19 protein-coding genes are annotated in these 17255 nt (G+C 66.6%); 12 read left to right on the top strand and 7 right to left on the bottom strand.

Translation table 11 applies throughout. From position 1 onward, the window contains the following. Positions 1-32: 32 nt before the first annotated feature. Positions 33-479 (bottom strand): MarR family winged helix-turn-helix transcriptional regulator, encoded by a 447-nt coding sequence (locus NC4_RS17570; protein ID WP_067539305.1) that lies wholly within the window; start codon positions 477-479, stop codon positions 33-35. Positions 480-557: 78 nt separating this feature from the next. On the opposite strand from NC4_RS17570, the gene NC4_RS17565 reads away from it, so the two are divergent. Next, positions 558-932, top strand: coding sequence for a cupin domain-containing protein (locus tag NC4_RS17565; RefSeq protein WP_067539303.1), 375 nt, complete (start codon positions 558-560; stop codon positions 930-932). A gap of 9 nt (positions 933-941) precedes the next feature. Here NC4_RS17565 and NC4_RS17560 read toward each other — a convergent pair whose 3' ends face one another. The 6 genes from NC4_RS17560 to NC4_RS17535 all read right to left on the bottom strand — a co-directional run bounded on the left by NC4_RS17560 (position 942) and on the right by NC4_RS17535 (position 7789). Then, positions 942-2231 (bottom strand): ABC transporter permease, encoded by a 1290-nt coding sequence (locus NC4_RS17560; protein ID WP_067539300.1) that lies wholly within the window; start codon positions 2229-2231, stop codon positions 942-944. Next, the gene (locus NC4_RS17555; protein ID WP_067539297.1) at positions 2228-3487 is read right to left on the bottom strand and encodes an ABC transporter permease; all 1260 of its coding nucleotides are present in this window, start codon (positions 3485-3487) and stop codon (positions 2228-2230) included. The genes NC4_RS17560 and NC4_RS17555 overlap by 4 nt, the downstream gene beginning before the upstream one ends. Continuing rightward, positions 3484-5001, bottom strand: a complete 1518-nt coding sequence (locus tag NC4_RS17550) for an ABC transporter ATP-binding protein (protein ID WP_067539295.1) — start codon at positions 4999-5001, stop codon at positions 3484-3486. The genes NC4_RS17555 and NC4_RS17550 overlap by 4 nt, the downstream gene beginning before the upstream one ends. Positions 5002-5004: 3 nt before the next feature. Next, the gene (locus tag NC4_RS17545) at positions 5005-6105 is read right to left on the bottom strand and encodes a BMP family lipoprotein (RefSeq protein ID WP_067539290.1); all 1101 of its coding nucleotides are present in this window, start codon (positions 6103-6105) and stop codon (positions 5005-5007) included. A 53-nt stretch (positions 6106-6158) separates the two neighbouring features. Further along, positions 6159-7112: an NAD(P)-dependent oxidoreductase gene (locus tag NC4_RS17540; RefSeq protein WP_067539287.1), complete on the bottom strand. Its 954-nt coding sequence runs from the start codon at positions 7110-7112 to the stop codon at positions 6159-6161. 98 nt (positions 7113-7210) lie between these two features. Further along, positions 7211-7789 (bottom strand): TetR/AcrR family transcriptional regulator, encoded by a 579-nt coding sequence (locus NC4_RS17535; protein ID WP_067539284.1) that lies wholly within the window; start codon positions 7787-7789, stop codon positions 7211-7213. A 63-nt stretch (positions 7790-7852) separates the two neighbouring features. On the opposite strand from NC4_RS17535, the gene NC4_RS17530 reads away from it, so the two are divergent. The 11 genes from NC4_RS17530 (at position 7853) to NC4_RS17480 (ending at position 17254) form a co-directional block, all read left to right on the top strand. Beyond that, positions 7853-8398, top strand: a complete 546-nt coding sequence (locus NC4_RS17530) for a P-loop nucleotide/nucleoside kinase family protein (protein ID WP_067539881.1) — start codon at positions 7853-7855, stop codon at positions 8396-8398. A 65-nt stretch (positions 8399-8463) separates the two neighbouring features. Continuing rightward, positions 8464-9237 carry an alpha/beta fold hydrolase gene (locus tag NC4_RS17525; RefSeq protein WP_067539281.1) on the top strand — a complete coding sequence of 258 codons (774 nt, stop codon included), beginning with the start codon at positions 8464-8466 and terminating at the stop codon, positions 9235-9237. 198 nt (positions 9238-9435) lie between these two features. Continuing rightward, a complete protein-coding gene (locus NC4_RS17520; RefSeq protein ID WP_369690760.1) occupies positions 9436-9972 on the top strand; it encodes a flavodoxin family protein in 537 nt (178 codons plus the stop codon). 77 nt (positions 9973-10049) lie between these two features. Beyond that, on the top strand, positions 10050-10790 hold the full coding sequence (gene fabG / locus NC4_RS17515) for a 3-oxoacyl-[acyl-carrier-protein] reductase (protein ID WP_067539275.1): 741 nt from the start codon (positions 10050-10052) through the stop codon (positions 10788-10790). A 14-nt stretch (positions 10791-10804) separates the two neighbouring features. Beyond that, positions 10805-11239, top strand: a complete 435-nt coding sequence (locus NC4_RS17510) for an ApeI family dehydratase (RefSeq protein ID WP_067539272.1) — start codon at positions 10805-10807, stop codon at positions 11237-11239. Between the two features lie 59 nt (positions 11240-11298). Beyond that, positions 11299-11709, top strand: coding sequence for a beta-hydroxyacyl-ACP dehydratase (locus NC4_RS17505; RefSeq protein WP_157554832.1), 411 nt, complete (start codon positions 11299-11301; stop codon positions 11707-11709). Between the two features lie 82 nt (positions 11710-11791). Next, on the top strand, positions 11792-12049 hold the full coding sequence (locus tag NC4_RS17500; protein ID WP_067539266.1) for an acyl carrier protein: 258 nt from the start codon (positions 11792-11794) through the stop codon (positions 12047-12049). Between the two features lies 1 nt (position 12050). Beyond that, a complete protein-coding gene (locus tag NC4_RS17495; RefSeq protein ID WP_067539263.1) occupies positions 12051-13259 on the top strand; it encodes a beta-ketoacyl-[acyl-carrier-protein] synthase family protein in 1209 nt (402 codons plus the stop codon). Continuing rightward, positions 13256-14386 (top strand): beta-ketoacyl synthase N-terminal-like domain-containing protein, encoded by a 1131-nt coding sequence (locus NC4_RS17490; RefSeq protein WP_067539260.1) that lies wholly within the window; start codon positions 13256-13258, stop codon positions 14384-14386. The genes NC4_RS17495 and NC4_RS17490 overlap by 4 nt, the downstream gene beginning before the upstream one ends. Next, entirely contained in the window at positions 14370-16430 is a 2061-nt protein-coding gene (locus NC4_RS17485; protein WP_067539258.1) for a beta-ketoacyl synthase N-terminal-like domain-containing protein, read from the top strand. Before NC4_RS17490 ends, NC4_RS17485 begins: the two co-directional genes overlap by 17 nt. Beyond that, positions 16427-17254 carry an alpha/beta fold hydrolase gene (locus tag NC4_RS17480; RefSeq protein ID WP_067539253.1) on the top strand — a complete coding sequence of 276 codons (828 nt, stop codon included), beginning with the start codon at positions 16427-16429 and terminating at the stop codon, positions 17252-17254. The genes NC4_RS17485 and NC4_RS17480 overlap by 4 nt, the downstream gene beginning before the upstream one ends. The last annotated feature ends 1 nt before the right edge of the window (position 17255 follow it).

Genomic DNA, 17255 nt, shown 5'->3' with positions numbered 1-17255 from the left:
CGCGAGACGGTCCCGCCGACCGCGCCCTTCGCTCACCAGGCCGCCGGTCGCACCCGCCCCGGCGTGACCACGCGCGCCAGCGAATTGCGCAGTGCCACCATCTGGTCGGGCCCGAGGACGCTTGCCCACCGGTCGGCGAATCGTGCGGCCGCCGCATCCGCCGCGCGCGTGCACGCCCACCCTCGCTCGGTGAGTGTGATCAAACGGGCCCGCGCATCGGTCGGATGTGGATTCCGTTGTGCGTAGCCCTTTTTCACGAGCTCGTCGACCAATTGGCTGGCCGCCTGTTTGGTCACCCCCAGGTGCTCGGCGATCTCGCCCACCGTCGCCCCGGCGGGCGCCATGCGCACGAAGGCGAACCCGTGCGTCGGCCGCACATCGGTGAAACCGGCCGCCGTCACTCCCTCGTGGATGCTGTCGGTGACCTCCGCGGCGGCCGCGAGCAGTAGCAGTGGCAGATCCCCAGCGAACGCGGTCATGTCCCAGATTTTGGCACTTGACAAGAAAGACAACAAGCTTGACTATATAGACAATCTACTTGACCAAAGGATCAGAACATGCCAGTGACCTACTCCGCCGACGCCCAAGTCTTCGATATGCACAATGCCCGCTTCACCTCCTTGATCCGCCCGTCCGTGGGCAGCAAGGAACTCAATGTCTGGACGGTCGAGGTGCAGCCCGGCTCCACCGGCGTCCCGCACCGCATTCACCGCGAGGAGGCCTTCGTGGTCCTCGAGGGTTCGGTCGTCATCACCATCGACGGCGAATCGGCCACCCTCGTCCCCGGCGACGCCGCCGTCGCCAATGCCGACTCCCGCATCGGCCTCGACAATCCCGGCGATCAGCCCGCCAAGGTTCTGGTCACCACCTCGGTCGGGTTCACCGGCGAACTCGCCGACGGCACCATCGTGAACCCGCCCTGGGTGAACTGAGAGCGGCGGTTACTTGCTGCCGGGCGTGTACGGAATGCCGTCGGCCGCCGGGGCCACGGCCCTGCCGATGAATCCGGCGACCACGACGAGGGTGACCGCGTAGGGGAGCATGCCCAGGAATTCGGTCGGGATCGGATTGCCGGGCATTGTGTTGAGAAACCGTTGCAGCGCACTGGAGAAACCGAAGAGCAGGGCCGCGGTGAGGACGCCGAAGGGGTGCCAGCGGCCGACGATCATGACCGCCAGGGCGACGAAGCCCAGGCCCGCGGTCATGTTCTTGCTGAAGGACACATTGTTGGCAATGGTGAAGAACGCGCCGCCGAAACCGGAGAGGGCCCCGGCGGCGGTGACATTCCAGAAGCGCAGCCGGTTGACATTGATACCCGCGGCGTCGGCGGCCGCCGGATGTTCGCCGACGGCGCGGGTGTGCAGCCCCCACCGGGTGCGGAACAACAGGTAGGAAACCACGAATACGCAGGCCAGGGCCACGTAGACGAAGATGTTCTGGTCGAACAGGACCGGCCCCAGAATCGGGATGCGCGCCAGGAAGCCCAGTGAATCGCCGACCTTCTGCACGGTGGCGGGCTGATTGAGCGACCCGTCGGCGCGCATGAGCCGCTCGTAGAGGAAGCCGGTCAGACCGAGCGCGAGCAGATTCAGGATGATGCCGGTGACGACCTGGTTGACCTCGAACCGGGTCGCCAGCCAGGCCAGCAGCAGTGTCGAGCAGACACCGCTGAGGGTCGCGGCCAGCATTCCGACATAGGCGTTGCCGGAAATGGACGCCAGCAGCGCCGCGGTGAACGCGCCGGTGAGGAATTGGCCCTCGATACCGAGGTTGATGACGCCGGAGCGTTCCGCGACGACACCGGAGAGCGCGCCGAAGATGAAGGGCAGCGCCAGGAAAAGCGTTGTCGCCAAGACGAATTCGACCGGGAACCCGACGTCTGGGGTGACCGTCCAGGACAGTGCGGCGAGCACCAGCGCGGCCACCCCGCCGCCGATCAGATAGCCGTCGAACCGCCGCAGGACGTGTTTCGGCAGCGCCAGGAGGGCGGCCCCGGCGAGGGCCGCGAGGACGCTCAGCACCGCGACGACCACGAGCGTATTGACCGTCCAGCTCGCATCGACGGTCTGGTCCAGCCGATAGGTGGTGGTCCGCCCGCCGTCGATGAGCAACAGACCCAGACCTCCCAGCACGATGCCGATGCCGATCAGGCCGTAGGCCGCCACGGTGTGCCGTCGCAGGACCTCGTCGGGCGCCACGACCTGATCTTCGGCGCCGGTCGATGCGTTCACCAGCCCCTCGCTTCCAGAGTGTTGAGCCCGCCGCGCGGTGTCCGCAGCCGCAGCAGGGTTTTGACCAGCTCGGGCGCCGCGATGAACAGCACGATGACGGCCTGCAACAGGGTGGACATCTCCACCGGGATGGCCGGTTGCATATGCAGCGTGCCGGATTTGAGCGCGCCGAAAACCAGTGCGGCGGCGACGATCCCGCCCGGATGCGCGCGCCCCAGCAGCGCCACGGTAATGCCGTCGAAGCCGTACTCCACGGCGGTGGTGGGATTGATCGTGTACGGGTTCAGGCCGAGCACCAGCGCCGCGCCGCCGAGCCCCGCGAGCGCACCGGCCACGCCCATGGTGGTCGTGAAGGTGCGCCCGTTATCCATGCCCGCGGTCTCGGAGGCGTGCGCGTTCGCGCCGACCGCGCGAATGCGGAATCCGAAGGTGGACTTGCTCAGCAGCCACCAGGTCGCGGCCGCCAGGGCGAGCCCGAGCAGCAGTCCGACGCTGACCCGCAGACCCGACCCGGCCCAGCCGAGCAGCTGCGGCAGCCGCGCCGATTCGGCCACCGGTTTGGAGACCAGCTCCTGGGAGGTGACCGAATGGATGAAGGTGGTGCCCAGCGCCCAGATCAGGAAGTAGGCGGCGATATTGTTCAGCATGATCGACGAGATGACCTCGTGCGCACCGGTTCTCGCCTTGAGATAGCCCGGTATCGCGCCGAGCAGCCCGCCCGCCAGTCCGCCCGCCAGCAGCGCCAGCGGAAGATGCAGCAGCAGTGGGAGTTTCATCCAGAAGCCGATGATCAGCGCGCCGAGCATGCCGAAGACGAGCTGCCCCTGCGCGCCGATATTGAACAGCCCCGCCCGGAATGCGAGCCCGACCGCCAGACCGGTGAACATGAGCGGGGTGGCATAGGTCAGGGTCTCCGAGAGCGGCCGCAGCACCTGGGCCAGGGTGGCATCGCCCGCGAAGAACTGTTGCAGGCGGCCGATATCGAGGATGGAGCCCTCGAACAGATCCTGGTAGGCCGTGGTGACGGCCCACCAGGACGAACTGATGGCATCGGAGGGGCGCGCGAACAGATAGCTCCAGGTCTCGCGCACATTCGGATCGGAGACGATGATGAGGATCGCGCCGATGGCGAAGGCCAGCAGCAGCGAGTAGATCGTCACCATGACGTTGTTCGCTTCGGTCAGATAGCGAACGAAGGTGGGGCCGAAGCCTTTTCGGCTCGGCTCGGTCTCGGGTTCGGTGGTTGTCGTATTCACGCGTCGCCTGGGGAGGTGTCGGGCCGGTGACCGGCCATGAGCTGGCCGATGACCGATCTCGGGCTGTCGGGCGCCACTTCGCCGACGATTCGGCCGTTGTAGATGACGGCCACCCGATCGGCCAGGGCGAGAATCTCGTCCAGCTCCGCGGAGATGAGCAATACGGCGGTGCCGGTGTCGCGTTCGGCCACCAGCCGGGCGTGGATGAACTCGATGGCGCCGATATCCACGCCGCGGGTGGGCTGTGCGGCCACGAGAACCCTACGCGGGCAGGAGAATTCGCGCGCGATGATCACCTTCTGCTGATTGCCTCCGGACAGCGCGGACACCCGTTCCTCGGGGCCCTGGGTGCGCACGTCGAACTCCGCGATGGACTTCGAGGCGACGGCCCGCACCGCCTTCTCGTCGACCACGCCGTGCCGGGACAGCGGCGCCTCCCGGTACTGATTGAGCACGATGTTCTCGGCCACGGTGAAATCGCCGACCAGGCCGTCGCGGGCGCGATCCTCGGGGATGTATCCCAGCCCGGCCGCAATGCGCCGATAGGGGTGCCAGCGGGTGACCTCGGACCCGGTCATCTCGATGGAGCCGCCGACCGGTGCGACGGTGCCGAGAATGGCGCGCGCCAATTCGGTCTGGCCATTGCCCTCCACACCGGCCAGGCCCACGATCTCACCCGCGCGCACGGTCAGGTTCAGGCCGTTCAGCACCGGGATGCCGCGATCGTCGAGCACCGTGAGATCCGTGATCTCCAACGCTTTTTCGCCCGGCTGGGCAGGGGGCTTGGCGACGGTGAGGGACACCTCGCGGCCCACCATGGCGGCCGCCAATGCCGCCTCGCCGTCCTCGGGTGAGGCTTCGGCGACCACCTTGCCGCGCCGGATGACGGTGATCGTGTCGGCCACCGCCTTCACCTCCTTCAACTTGTGGCTGATGAAGATGATCGACATGCCCGACTCGGCCAGGTTGCGCATGATGGCCAGCAGTTCGGCGACCTCCGAGGGCGTGAGCACCGCCGTGGGCTCGTCGAGAATCAGCAATTCGGTATGTCCCGACAGGGCTTTGACGATCTCCACCCGCTGCTGCACGCCGACCGGCAGGTTCTCGCAGATGGAATCCGGATCCAGCGCCAGCCCGTAGCGCTCGGACACCTCCCGCACCGCGCGGCGGGCCGCCGCGCGGTCGAGAATCCCGGCCTTGGCGTGCTCACGCCCGAGCTGGACATTGTCGGCGACGCTGAACGGGCCGACCAGCTTGAAATGCTGATGCACCATGCCGATTCCGGCCGCGATGGCATCGCCGGGCGATCGGAACCGCACCGGCGCGCCATCGATGAGGATCCGGCCGTCGGTGGGCTCCAGAATCCCGTACAGCATATTCATGAGCGTGGATTTGCCCGCGCCGTTCTCGCCGAGGATGGCGTGGATCTGTCCCGGTTCCACCACCAGGTCGATCGCGTCGTCCGCGACGAAATCGCCGAACTTCTTCGTGAGACCGCGTAGTTCGAGGCGCATACGCTACGGCTTCGGCGCGGCCGGTGAGGAGACCGTCACCGTGCCCGCGACGATATCGGCCTGCAGTTGCTTGATCTCCTGCTTCAACGCGTCGGGAACCTTGCTGTCGAAGTCGTAGAACGGGGCCAGCGCGACGCCGCTGTTGCTCAGCGTGCCCACGTACCGGCCGTCCTTGGCGCCCTCCTTGAAGGCATTGTCGATCGAGACCCGGATGGCCGAGGAGATGTCCTTCATGGAAGAGGACAGCATGATCTGCTTGTATTCCGGAACCGCCTGGTAGCCATCGGAATCCACCCAGATCATGCTGGCGTTCCCGGCATCCTTGATGGCCGAGGCGCCGCCCAGGCCGACCGGACCGGCGACGGGATGGATCACGTCGGCGCCCTGGGCGAGGAAGTTCTCGGTGAGCGAGCGCCCGGCGCTGGTGTCGTCGAAATTGCCGGTGAACGACCCCTTCTGGGCCGCGGTGTCCCAGCCGAGGACGGCGGTATTCGTATTGTGCGCCTGGTTGTACTTGGCGACACCGGCGGCGAACCCGTCCATGAAGATGGTGACGGCCGGAATCTGCATACCGCCCCAGATGGCGACCTTGCCGGTCTTGGTGGTGCCCGCCGCCAGGTAGCCCGCGAGGTAGGAGGACTGCGCGGCATTGAACTCCATGGAGTACACATTCGGCAGGTCGACATGGGAGTCGACGATGGCGAACCGCTTGTCCGGGTTCTCCTTGGCCACCGTCTCGACGGCATCGGCCATGAGCCCGCCGACCCCGATCACGAGACCGCACGCGGCATCGTCGGCCGAGGCCCGCAGGTTGGGCTCGTAGTCGGCGGTGCTGTTGGACTGCCGGTAACTGCCGGAGATGTCCTTGTTGGCGTCCACCGCGGCCTTCACGCCGTTCCACCCGGACTCGTTGAACGACTTGTCGTCCACACCGCCCGCATCGGTGACCATGCAGGCCCGGAACTTCGCATCCGCGGACCCGTAGGTGTTACCCGACCCCTTGGCGTCCTTGTCGGCCGGCGGGGATCCGCAGGCAGACACCAGCGCGAGCGCGACGGCGGCACCGCCGGCGACTACGGTCTTCAGGGCAGTGGCAAATTTCATCTGCTCACATTTACCCGATCTCCGGTTTGTTCGATTGAAATTGAAACATTGCTTTACATGGCGTCGGATTCCGCGCCGCCGCCCGCGGGCCGCCGGATCGGCCCGAGAGTAGCCGATGTCCTGGGGTTTATCGCAGCGCGGCGCGCGGTCGGCGACCAGGACAGGTGGGAGGCGGCCATATCGGCCGCGCCGTGGCCCGCGTCGGCGGCCCGCCGGAAGCGGTCCAGTCCGGCGGCGGTGACATCGACGGCGATCCCGGCGCGATCCGCCGCGGCGACGATGAGGCGGGCGTCCTTGACCGCATTGGTGATCGAGAAGGCCGGGGTGAGGTCGCCGGACAGGGTGGCGCCCGCTTTCGCCTGGAAGAAGCCGCTGTCCAGCGGACCGCCCGAGACCGCTTCGACGACCAGTCGCGGGTCGACGCCCAAAGCCTCTACCAGGGACAGGCTTTCGGCAATCCCGTGAGTGAGTGCGAAGACCAGGCTGTTCAGGGCGAGCTTGAGCCGGGTTGCGGCGCCGGGCTTCTCGTCGATCCACAGGGTGCGGCTGCCGATCGCGTCGAAGACCGCTGTGGCCGTGGCGCGTTCGCTCTCCGGCCCGGCCGCGAGCACGACCAGGCGGCCCAGTTCGGCGGGCTGCTTGGTGCCCTGAACGGGCGCGTCGTAGAACACCAGGCCGAGTTCGGCGGCCAGGTCGGCCAGCTCGGCGGTATCGGTGTCACCGACCGTGCTCAGCTGAATCCACACCGTGCCCGGTGCGGGTGCGGCGGCTTCCAGCACCTGACGTACCGCCGCCGCATCGGTGAGCACGGTGATCATGACCTCCGCGCCCGACACCGCCTCGGCGGCGGTCTCCGCGACGTGAATTCCCTCGGCGGCCAACGGTTCCACCGCGGACCGACTGCGATTCCAAGCGCGGACGGCGAAGGCCTTCCGCAGATTCCGGGCGACCGGCGCTCCGATGATTCCGGTGCCGAGCACGGCGGCGGTCCGGTGGTGTGCGGTCATGAGGACTCCTCACTGATTTTTACTGATCGTTACAATATGTGGCCACGACTCGGCCACTCAAGATGAAAGTTCGTTTCCCGAAAGGTGATTCGCCGCGTTTACAGCGATCGCAGATTGGCCTCGACAATATCGATCATGAGGTCGCGGCTCGCCGTCTTGCCGAGCACGCGCAACCCGTACATGGCGTTGAGCAGATAGGCGGCCAATGCGCGCGGGTCGCGATCCGCCGCGATCTCCCCCTCGCGGCGCGCCCGCCCGAGCGGCTCCTCGAAGGCGTCCTGCATCTGCTCGAAAATGCGCCGCACCCGCGTCGTCACCTCGGCGTCGCTACCACCGAGCTCGATGACCGCATTCACCGCCAAGCACCCGCGATTGGCCGATATCGCCCCGGATTCCTCGTCGACCACGGTCATCAGCACCGCTCGCACCCGGTCACGCACGGGCTCGGAACCCCTGAGCACCTCGATCTGCCGCGTCATCCACTCGGATTCGTAGCGCCGCAACGACTCCAGGAACAGCTGATGCTTCCCGCTGAACGCGTGGTACAGACTGCCCCGCCCCAGCCCGGTGGTGTCCACCAGATCCTGCGCGGACGTCGCCGCATAACCCTTGTTCCAGAAGGCCGTCATGGCGGCGTCGACCACGAGGTCCGGATCGAATCCCTTGGGGCGAGGCATGTCGGCACCCTAACACGTACTTGAACGACTGTTACAAAACGGCTGATGGCACATGATGATCAGATGGGGAAGCTGCTGGTTCTGATCAATGGTTTGCCAGGGTCGGGAAAAACAACCTTGGCCCGGTCGCTCGCGCCGGTCCTCGGCGCCAGCCTCCTGTCGAAGGACGACGTGAAACAGGCCCTGGCAGCATCCATCGACGAGCCCATTCGCGCGCGAGCACTCGGTGGCCTGGCCATGGACACCATCTGGGCAATGGCACGAGAGATCCCCGAGCCGGTCGTCATCGACTCCTGGTGGTTCAAACCCCGCGACCTGGAATTCGCCAGGACCGGCATCGCGAAAACCGAAGCCGACACCGTACTCGAGGTGTGGTGCGATCTCCCCGCGGAAATCGCCCGAACCCGGTACGCCAGGCGCCGCCGAGCACCTTGGTACCAGGATGACCGGCACCTGGCCGAAGACTGGGACCGATGGACCACCTGGGCCGCCCCACTGGCCCTGGGTACCGTCCTGGTCGTCGATACCGGCTGCCCGGTAGTGGTCATGGAACTGGCAAACCGAATCAACCACGCCGCCCAACCGAACCCGCAGAATTCCCCCCGCTGATCGAGAGTTTCGGTCAATTAGTCTGTGGTGCACAGATATTGGTGCTGGGTGAGAGGGGTTGGCGCATGTTGAACCACTACCGGATCGGTTCCGGGGAGCCACTGGTCCTGGTGCATGGCGTCGGGAGTCGGTGGCAGGTGTGGGAACCGATCATCGACATGCTCGCGGAGCGGTTCGAGGTGTTCGCCGTCGACCTGCCGGGCTTTGGCGAGTCGGAATCGGTGCCGTGCAACACCGTTGACACTCTCACCGATGCCTTGGCGGCTTTCATCGCGGAGCAGGGGCTCGAAAGACCGCATCTGGCAGGCAATTCCATGGTCGGGTTGATAGCGCTGACGCTCGGTGCTCGCGGTTCGGCTCGGTCGGTGACCGCGTTCTCCCCGATCGGTTTCTGGTCTACGCCCGGTCGGGTGTGGTGTCGGCTGGCATTGGGCGGGTCCGCGCGGATGGGGCGGTGGATTCGGCCGGTGTTGCCCGCCGTTCTCGGCACCGCGGTCGGTCGGACCGTTTTTCTGAGCTTCTTCTTCGGGAAGGCGTGGGCGGTCGGTCCGCAGGTCGCGCTCGATTCGGCGCACGGCGGGATGGACTCTCCGGGCTTCGCGGCCGCCCTGGCCTCCTTCGAGACCGCACGCCCGCCCAGCGGCGGGGAGCTCGATCGTATTCCGGTCACGATCGCCTGGGGCAGCCGCGACATACTGCTCACCTACGCCACCCAGAGCCGCCGCGCCCGGAGGCAGCTGCCCGATGCCCAGCACGTCACGCTGACGGGCAGCGGCCACACCCCCTTCTACGATGACCCCTCGGGGTGCGCACGGCTCCTGCTGAGCCGGGCGATGTGAGATGACCACCGCTGTCGCTCACCGATAGCCGCGTGAAGTCGCCGGAATGGCCCGTACCGTCACGCTTTTCTCGTGGCGCTCCGGGCTCCTGAACTGCGCAGTGGTCCGAAAGGAGTACTCGATATCCCGTACGGATCATTTAGCTCGGCAAATCGCACCGATAGGCTGGACGAGTGGCAGTCGGGGCGATAGGGAGCGGTGAGCCCGGGCCAGATTTCCCTTGTGCGACAACGAATTCGAGAGAACAGAAGGAGTAATGACGTGAAGGCCATCCTCGTGTGCAAGTCGGTGTCCCATGGCAATACCAGAAAAGTCGCCGACGTGATCGCCAGCGCGCTGGACGCGCGTGTCGTCGATCCTGCGGACATCACCGCCGCCGACCTGTCCTCCTACGATCTGGTGGGGTTCGGTTCGGGCATTTTCCTGAGCAAGTTCCATGCGGAGCTGAAAGATTTCGTCCAGTACTTGCCGGAGGGGCAGCGCGGTAAGGCGTTCGTGTTCGCCTCCCGTGGTTTCAAGGACTCCGGTCCCACCGCCTTCTCCGGCCCGCTGGTGGAATTGCTGCAGGAGAAGGGTTTCGAGGTGGTCGGCAACTTCTCGAGCAGGGCGCTCGACACCTTTTGGCCGTTCAAGATTGTCGGTGGCATCAAGAAGGGTCACCCCGACGCCGCCGACCTGGCGTCCGCGCACGAGTTCGCCATCGAACTGCGGGCCCGCATCGGCGCCGCTTCCTGACCATCCGGTGAGTCCGCTGAAACCCGCCGGGATTCCTGCCCGGCAGGTTTTGCGGACGGCCCGAATAGGAGTGATCGATGGACAGGCGTGGGACCGCGATCGTCACAGGCGCGTCGCGCGGAATCGGCAGGGCCATCGCGGTGCGATTGGCCGCCGATGGCTACGATATCGCTTTCTGTTATCGCAGCAATGTCGATGAGGCGATGCAGACCGAAGGTGAAATCCGTGAACACGGCGTTCGAGCCTTCCATACACAATGTGATGTCGCCGATTTGGCGGCAGTGCAGACATTCGTCGAGAAGGCCGAGGCGGAACTCGGCGAAACCGCGGTCCTGGTGAACTGCGCCGGTATCGTGAAAGACAGCCCGCTGGTCATCATGGCGCCGCAGGACTGGTCATCCGTAATCGATACCAATCTGACCGGCACCTTCAATTTCTGCCGCACCGCCGTCTTCGGATTCATGAAGCGAAAGTCGGTCGTCATCGTCAACATATCGTCGGTCTCCGGCGTGTACGGAAATCCGACCCAGGCGAACTACTCGGCCTCGAAGTCCGGCATCCACGGTATGAGCAAGGCGATCGCCAAAGAGGTCGCCGGATACGGTGTCCGGGTCAACGTCGTAGCGCCCGGTTTCATCGAAACCGATATGACTGCGGATATCTCGGAGAAACAGATGAAGGCTCTGATGCAGCGAATTCCGATGAAGACCGTCGGTAAACCCGAAGATGTTTCTGAACTCGTTTCCTTCCTGGTATCCGACAAATCCGCTTATATCACAGGACAGGTGATCCAGGTCGACGGCGGCATTTCGTTCTGACGACGGCCGCAATAATGGTGGTGTACAACATGCCGACAACGATGGGCGCCCGCAGCGCACCGCTGCGGGCAGTGGACAGGGTGATCGAGCACGGCGACACGGAAATCACCGGGTCGAAGACCGTGCGGCACAGCGATCCGTACATGAACGGGCATTACCCGGACTTCACGCTGTATCCGGCGATCTTCCTGCTGGAGGGGATCACGCAACTGCTGGACGAGGGCCTGGCCGCACGATCCCAGGACCACAGGATGGTGCAGCTCGCGCATGTGCACTCCGCGCGCTTCCTGGCGCCGATGCTGCCCGGCGACACGATCACGATGCGCTGCCGGACGGATATGTCCGGTGACTCGATCGAGGTCCGGGCCGAGTGCGTGAATGCCGCCGAGGTGAAGGTGGCCAAGGTCAGGACCGTCTATACGATCGGCGACCGGGACCCGAAATGCTGAACCACAGTGCGATTCGCGATATCCTGCCGCACGGCCATCCGATCGCCTTGGTCGACGCCGTGGACGAGTTGATTCCGTACGAGCGCGTGGTCGCACGAAAAGCGATATCGGGTTGCGAACCGTGTTATGCGGAATTGTCCGCCGGACTGTCACAGACCGAGCTCGCCTACCCGCGCTCATTGCTCCTGGAATCCTTCGGACAATCCGGCGCGGTACTCTGGCTCGAAAGTTTGCGGCGTGATAATATCGATTTCGGGGGTCAGCTCATATTCGCCGCGCTTCGGAATACGAGCTTTCATCGCCTCGTCCATCCGAGTGATACCGTCCGGCATATCGTGCGAGTCGATCATATTATTGGCGACAACGTCTTCGTCTCCGGCGAGACCATGATCGGCGCTGAACCGGTCATGACCGTCGGTGAGGCGATCGTATCGATTCGACCGACGGTCGAATTGGCCGGAATTCGCTGAGTCTGCTCCGAATCGGAGCCACTCGTAATTCGGCATTTCAATTACCGCCGCCGAATGCGGCAATACCCACAAGGGGAGACCCATGTCTGTACAGACCGACACCGAAACGATGGAATACCTGCGCGATATGATTTCCGAAGTGCTGGAAATCGAGCCCGAAGAGCTCACCGATACCAGCCACTTCGTCGAGGACCACGAGGCGGACTCGCTGCGCGCGATCGAAATCCTCGCCCGCATCGAGAAGAAGTACAAGATCACCATCCCGCAGGACCGCCTGCCGGAGATGTTCAACCTGCGGGCCGTGTACGACACCATGGTCGAATTCGGCGTGACAGCCTGACATGCGAAGCCGGGTAGTTATCACGGGCATCGGTCCCGTGGCGCCGATCGGTGTGGGAGTCGACTCGTTCGCCACCGCACTGCGAACCGGCGCGAGCAGTCTGGGGAGGGTCCGTCGAGTCGACGGTTCGCGTATGCCGCACAACACGGTATCCGAGTTCGGCGATGTCGACCCGGCCGACCATGTCACCGTCATCGATCCCGACGAGTGGGGACCGGCCAGCGTGGCCGCCGCCGCGGCGGCCCGCCTGGCGGTGGACGACGCCGGACTGGATCGCGCCGCACTGCGGCGCGGTCGGGCCGGTTCGGCGATCGGCACCACCTGCGGCGAGTCCGGCCTGATCGAGATCGCCTGTCAACAGGAGGTCGACGCGGGCCGCGACGCGGTCGGCGCCGATCTGGTGCGCAAAGTGCCCACCTATCGGCTCGGCGTAGCGGTGAACCGCGAACTCGGGCTCAACGGCGAGACCATGACGCTCGCCAGCGCCTGCGCGGCAAGCAATTTCGCCTTGGGCTACGCCTACGATGCGGTGTCCTGCGGCGACGCCACCTTCATGATCGCCGGTGGCGTCGACCTCGTGACGCTGTACACGATGGCGGGCTTCTACCGGCTCGGCACGCTCGCCAAGGACGCGTGTTCGCCCTTCGACGTGAACCGCCAGGGCATCATCCTCGGTGAGGGCGCCTGCGCGGTGGTGGTGGAGTCCTTGGACTCGGCACTGGCACGTGGCGCCGACATTTATGCCGAAGTGCTCGGCTACGGCGTCAACTGCGATGCGGGCAGCCCGATCGCACCCGATCCGTCGGGGATCGCCGAATGCATCCGCCGCGCCCACCACCATGCCGGGGTGAAACCCGGCGACGTGGACTACGTCTGCGCGCACGGCACCGGGACACCGGCCAACGATGTCGCCGAAACGACCGCGCTGCGGGCGGTATTCGGCGAGACCGTGCCGCCGGTCAGCTCCATCAAGTCGATGCTCGGCCACACCCTCGGCGCGGCAAGCGGTTTCGGTGTGATCGCCGCCTGCCTCGCGGTCCGGGACGGGTTCATCCTGCCCACGATCAACCTGGACTCCGTGGATCCGGAGTTCGCCGATCTCGACCTGGTGGCGAACTCCGCCCGCGACGCCGATGTGCGCATCGTCCAGAACAACGGGTTCGCCTTCGGGGGCAACAACGCCATCACGATCATCGGGAGATACGAATGAGTGCGATCGCCATCACGGGATGGGGGGTGGTGTCCTCGATCGGCATCGGCGCCGAGAACTTCACCACCGCATGGTGTTCGCGGACCAGCGGCGTCCGGGACGTGTCGGGGATGTATCCCGATCAGGAGCTGCCGGTGGACCGCGCCGCCGCGATCGTCGACTTCCAGGACCGAGACCATCTGGGCCGCAAGGGAACCAGCTTCTATGACCGGTCCACCGCCATGACGGTGGTGGCGGTGAAGCTGGCGCTCGAGGACGCCGGACGGTACCGGCCCGGCGAACGCGACGACGATATCGGCGTGGTGCTCGGCACCACCACCGGTGCGCTGGAGGCGAGTTGGGAGCTGATCCGCGACTCGATCGTCAGCGAGAAGCCCTACCTGGTCAACCCGGTGAAATTCCCGTACGTCGTCATGAACGGCCCCGCCAGTGCGGCCGCCATCCGGTACCTGCTCGGCGGTGCGAACGTCACCGTCTCCGGTGGGCAAGCAGCTTTGTCGGCGGCCATGGCCTACGGCCGACGGCATGTGCTGGGCGGACACGGCAAGGCTGCGCTGGTCGGAGTGGTCGACGAATTCGCGCCGACCCGTGCCTGGGCCGCGGCGAAGGTTCGCGCCGGGACGACCGCGGGGCGCGCACCGCTCGGTGAGGGCGCCGCCATATTCCTCGTGGAGGACGCCGACACCGTCCGGGCGCAGGGCCGCACCCCGGACGCGGAGATTCCGGCGGTGGTCACCGGACTCTTCGACGGCGCCGCCGGTTCCCCGGATGATCCGGTGACCGGGTTCGCCGGATGCATCGAACGGGCCCTGGAGATCGCCGAGGTTCGCGTGGACGAGGTGTCCGCCATCGCGCCGTCGCTGGGCGGATCGCCGCGTCGCGACGCGATCGAAAGTGCGGCACTGGCAAAGGTTTTCGGGGACACCCTGCCGACGCTGCTGCCGGTGAAGGAGCTGCTGGGTGAGACCTACAGCGCCTCCGGCGGCCTACAGCTGGCGGCGGTGCTGGCCGAACATCGCAACGATCGCGACCGTGACGGCGCCGTATCGCTGGTGACCTCGATAACCACCGAGGGACTCGTCGGCGTCGCCGTGGTGAGGGGGTTCAGCCGTGCGACTGGCGATTAGCGGATACGCGTCCCGAACCTGCCTGGGGGACGCCGAACAGACCTTCGCCGCGATGACGCGCGGTGTCCTCGGCGTCGCGCCGCTGTGGCCGGACCGCGGCGACGCCGCGAACCTCGGTGTCGAGTACGCCCATCAGATCCCGGACAGCCCGAAAACGCGACGGGCCAGTGCCTGGCTGGCGGAAGTGGTGGCCGCGGCCGCCGCCGACGCCGGTCTGGACACGGTCGCCCGCCGGGTGATCGTGGTGGTCGGCACCGGGCTGCGTGAACTGGCGTCGGTGGAGCGGTGGCGGCGCGACGGGGATCCGATGCAGGTTCACGAGCTGCATTTCGGCGCCGCCGTGCGCCGGGCGCTGCCGGGCGTCACGGAAGTGCTGACCATCTGCAACGCCTGCTCGGCGGGCAATCACGTGCTCGCGGTGGCGGCGGATCTGCTGACCGCCGGTGCGGCGGACGCGGCGGTGGTCGCCGGTTGCGATGGGATGACGGAGAGCATGCTCGCCTCCATCGGCCGGACCGCGCCCGAACGCACCCACCTGGTGCGGCCGTTCGATGCGCACCGGACCGGGCCCCTGCTCGGTGAGGGCGCCGCCGCGGTGGTGCTCGAACCGGGCGATGTGGTGACCGATCCGAAGGGCTGGCTGCGATCGGTCGGACTGTCCTGCGACGCCCACCATCCCACCGCACCCGACGTGCACGGAATGGCGCGCAGCATGTCGGATGCGCACACCCGTGCCGGAATCGTCCCCGCCGACCTGGATCTGGTGGTCATGCACGGCACCGCGACCGTGCTCAACGATGTGACCGAATCGACCGCGCACCGTGAGGTTTTCGGCGACGACGCCGACCATCCGCTGGTCGCCGGAGTGAAGGGATATCTGGGACACACCTCCGGCGCGGCGTCGATGATGAGCCTGGTGGTCGCCCTGCAGGCCATTCGGTACGGCCGGGTTCCGGCCATTGCCGGTCTGCGCGAGCCGATTCCGGAGGCGGCGGACCTGTCACTGGTGACCGGTGCGGCACAGGCGGCCGATATATCCCTTGCCCAGATCAACGGATTCGAATTCGGCGGGGTCAATGCGGTGGCCGTGATCGGGCGCGGCCCGGACACCGGTGCCGGGTCGGCCGTCGCGTCGCGGCCGGTGGCTGTCAGCGGATACAGCGTGCACGTGCCCGGGGCGAGCACCGAGGACGTGTGCGGCGCGGCCGAGGCCGCCGCAATGGTGGCGGCGGCCGAGGCGAAAACCGTGCTGGGCCGCAAGGGCCTGCTGTATCTCGAACCGGCGACCCTGCTCGCGCTGTGCGCGGTCCAGCGGGCGCTCGGCCTGCCGGATGGGCGACGCCCCGAGCTGCCCTTACCGTGCGCCGACCGGACCGCGGTGGTGGTGAGTTCGAATCTCGGCAATGTCGACACCGTGACCGGCATCGTGCAGCGGGTAGCCGAGGAGTCCTACCGGGCGGTGAGTCCACTGGAACTGCCGAACGCCTCCAGCAATGTGATCGCCGAGGCCATCGCACTGCGCTACGGGTTCACCGGGCCGAATCTGATGATCTGCAACGGAGCCACCTCCGGTGTGGACGCGATGCGGATCGGGGCATCGCTGATCGCGGCCGACCGGGCGGATCGGGTGGTCGTCGTCGGCGTCGAACCCGCCGACGAGACCGCCGCGGCGCTGCTGAGCACCCGCCCGGGCGGCGCCGACTCGGCTCGGCTGCGGGCCGCCGCGGCCTGCGTCGTACTCGGACCAGGTGGGGGCACCGGAATCGAGGTCGGCGCGAACGGATTCGCCGACGCTGTCGACGCCATTCCCGCTGGCGACGACGAATTGCGCATGGTCCCGGCAGGTCTGGGCCTCGGGGCGAAGCGGCGCATCGATCTCACCGAGCGGCTCGGCGATGCCTACGGTGCGCTCGGTGTGCTGCAAACCGCGATCGCGGCGCATCTACTCGCCACCGAAGGCATTGTGGGAGCCGTGATTACGGATGGAGACCCGCAGGACGGCTACGGCTGGCTGCGGCTGGAGAATCGGCGGGTCCGGACATGACCACGCTGGAATCGCGACCGGTCTGTGGGCCGGTGGCCCGCTCCGAGATCGGATCCGGCGGCTTGCAGCTGTTCGGTCCGGCCGAGAAGCCCGCGATGCTGCTGCTGCACGGTATCGAGGACAGCTGGCGCACCTGGCAGCCGTTCGCGGACCGGATGGCGGACCGGTTCCGCTGTTACGCACCGGAATTGCCGTGGCACGCCGGTAGCGACTACCGCTGGGGCGATCGGACCACCGCCGCCGGGCTGATCGACACCGCGATCGGCCTCGTTCCCGGCCGGGTGTCGGTGCTGGTCGCGCACTCGCTCGGGGCGGTCGCGGTGCTGCGCTGGCTGGCAGCGAGCGCCCACAGCGGGGTGGACGCGGTGGTCCTGCTGTCACCCTTCTATCGCGCCGCACCACTCACAGATCCGCTGCGCACCTTCGAGCACGCCATCGACGAAATCAACTACGCCGCAAGAAGTTCCATGCGCAGCCTGCTCGGCGCCCGGCTGGATTCGGTGGAGCCCGACGTGCTGGACCTGATGGTGCGGAAGTTCCTCGACCGAATGGGCCCGCCGGGATTGTTCGGGCTGGCCGACATCTTCCTGTCCACCGCTGGAAATGACCTGCGGAACAACACGATTCCCATCTTCGTGCTGTCCGTCGCCGAGGACGAAGGGCTCGACGGCGGGCGCGCCGAGCAGCTCGTCGCCGACATCGGGAATGTCCACCTCGTGCGGCGTGCCGGTCTGAGCCACTTCAGCCACGTCGAGCACACCGACCAAGTCCACGAGCAGGTGTCGGAGTTCCTGTCCGCCCACCTGCCCGAGATCCGCTCCTAGG

The sequence above is a fragment of the Nocardia crassostreae genome (assembly GCF_001613405.1).
Classification (GTDB): domain Bacteria; phylum Actinomycetota; class Actinomycetes; order Mycobacteriales; family Mycobacteriaceae; genus Nocardia; species Nocardia crassostreae.
The sequence above is the reverse complement of the archived record's forward strand: the minus strand, read 5'-3'. Positions and strand labels throughout refer to the sequence as shown.

Coding starts and splice junctions, on each gene's coding strand:
- NC4_RS17570 (WP_067539305.1), bottom strand. CDS start 479: ATGACCGCGTTCGCTGGGGATCTGCCACTGCTACTGCTCGCGGCCGCC.
- NC4_RS17565 (WP_067539303.1), top strand. CDS start 558: ATGCCAGTGACCTACTCCGCCGACGCCCAAGTCTTCGATATGCACAAT.
- NC4_RS17550 (WP_067539295.1), bottom strand. CDS start 5,001: ATGCGCCTCGAACTACGCGGTCTCACGAAGAAGTTCGGCGATTTCGTC.
- NC4_RS17545 (WP_067539290.1), bottom strand. CDS start 6,105: ATGAAATTTGCCACTGCCCTGAAGACCGTAGTCGCCGGCGGTGCCGCC.
- NC4_RS17540 (WP_067539287.1), bottom strand. CDS start 7,112: ATGACCGCACACCACCGGACCGCCGCCGTGCTCGGCACCGGAATCATC.
- NC4_RS17535 (WP_067539284.1), bottom strand. CDS start 7,789: ATGCCTCGCCCCAAGGGATTCGATCCGGACCTCGTGGTCGACGCCGCC.
- NC4_RS17530 (WP_067539881.1), top strand. CDS start 7,853: ATGGGGAAGCTGCTGGTTCTGATCAATGGTTTGCCAGGGTCGGGAAAA.
- NC4_RS17525 (WP_067539281.1), top strand. CDS start 8,464: ATGTTGAACCACTACCGGATCGGTTCCGGGGAGCCACTGGTCCTGGTG.
- fabG (WP_067539275.1), top strand. CDS start 10,050: ATGGACAGGCGTGGGACCGCGATCGTCACAGGCGCGTCGCGCGGAATC.
- NC4_RS17510 (WP_067539272.1), top strand. CDS start 10,805: ATGGTGGTGTACAACATGCCGACAACGATGGGCGCCCGCAGCGCACCG.
- NC4_RS17500 (WP_067539266.1), top strand. CDS start 11,792: ATGTCTGTACAGACCGACACCGAAACGATGGAATACCTGCGCGATATG.
- NC4_RS17495 (WP_067539263.1), top strand. CDS start 12,051: ATGCGAAGCCGGGTAGTTATCACGGGCATCGGTCCCGTGGCGCCGATC.
- NC4_RS17490 (WP_067539260.1), top strand. CDS start 13,256: ATGAGTGCGATCGCCATCACGGGATGGGGGGTGGTGTCCTCGATCGGC.
- NC4_RS17480 (WP_067539253.1), top strand. CDS start 16,427: ATGACCACGCTGGAATCGCGACCGGTCTGTGGGCCGGTGGCCCGCTCC.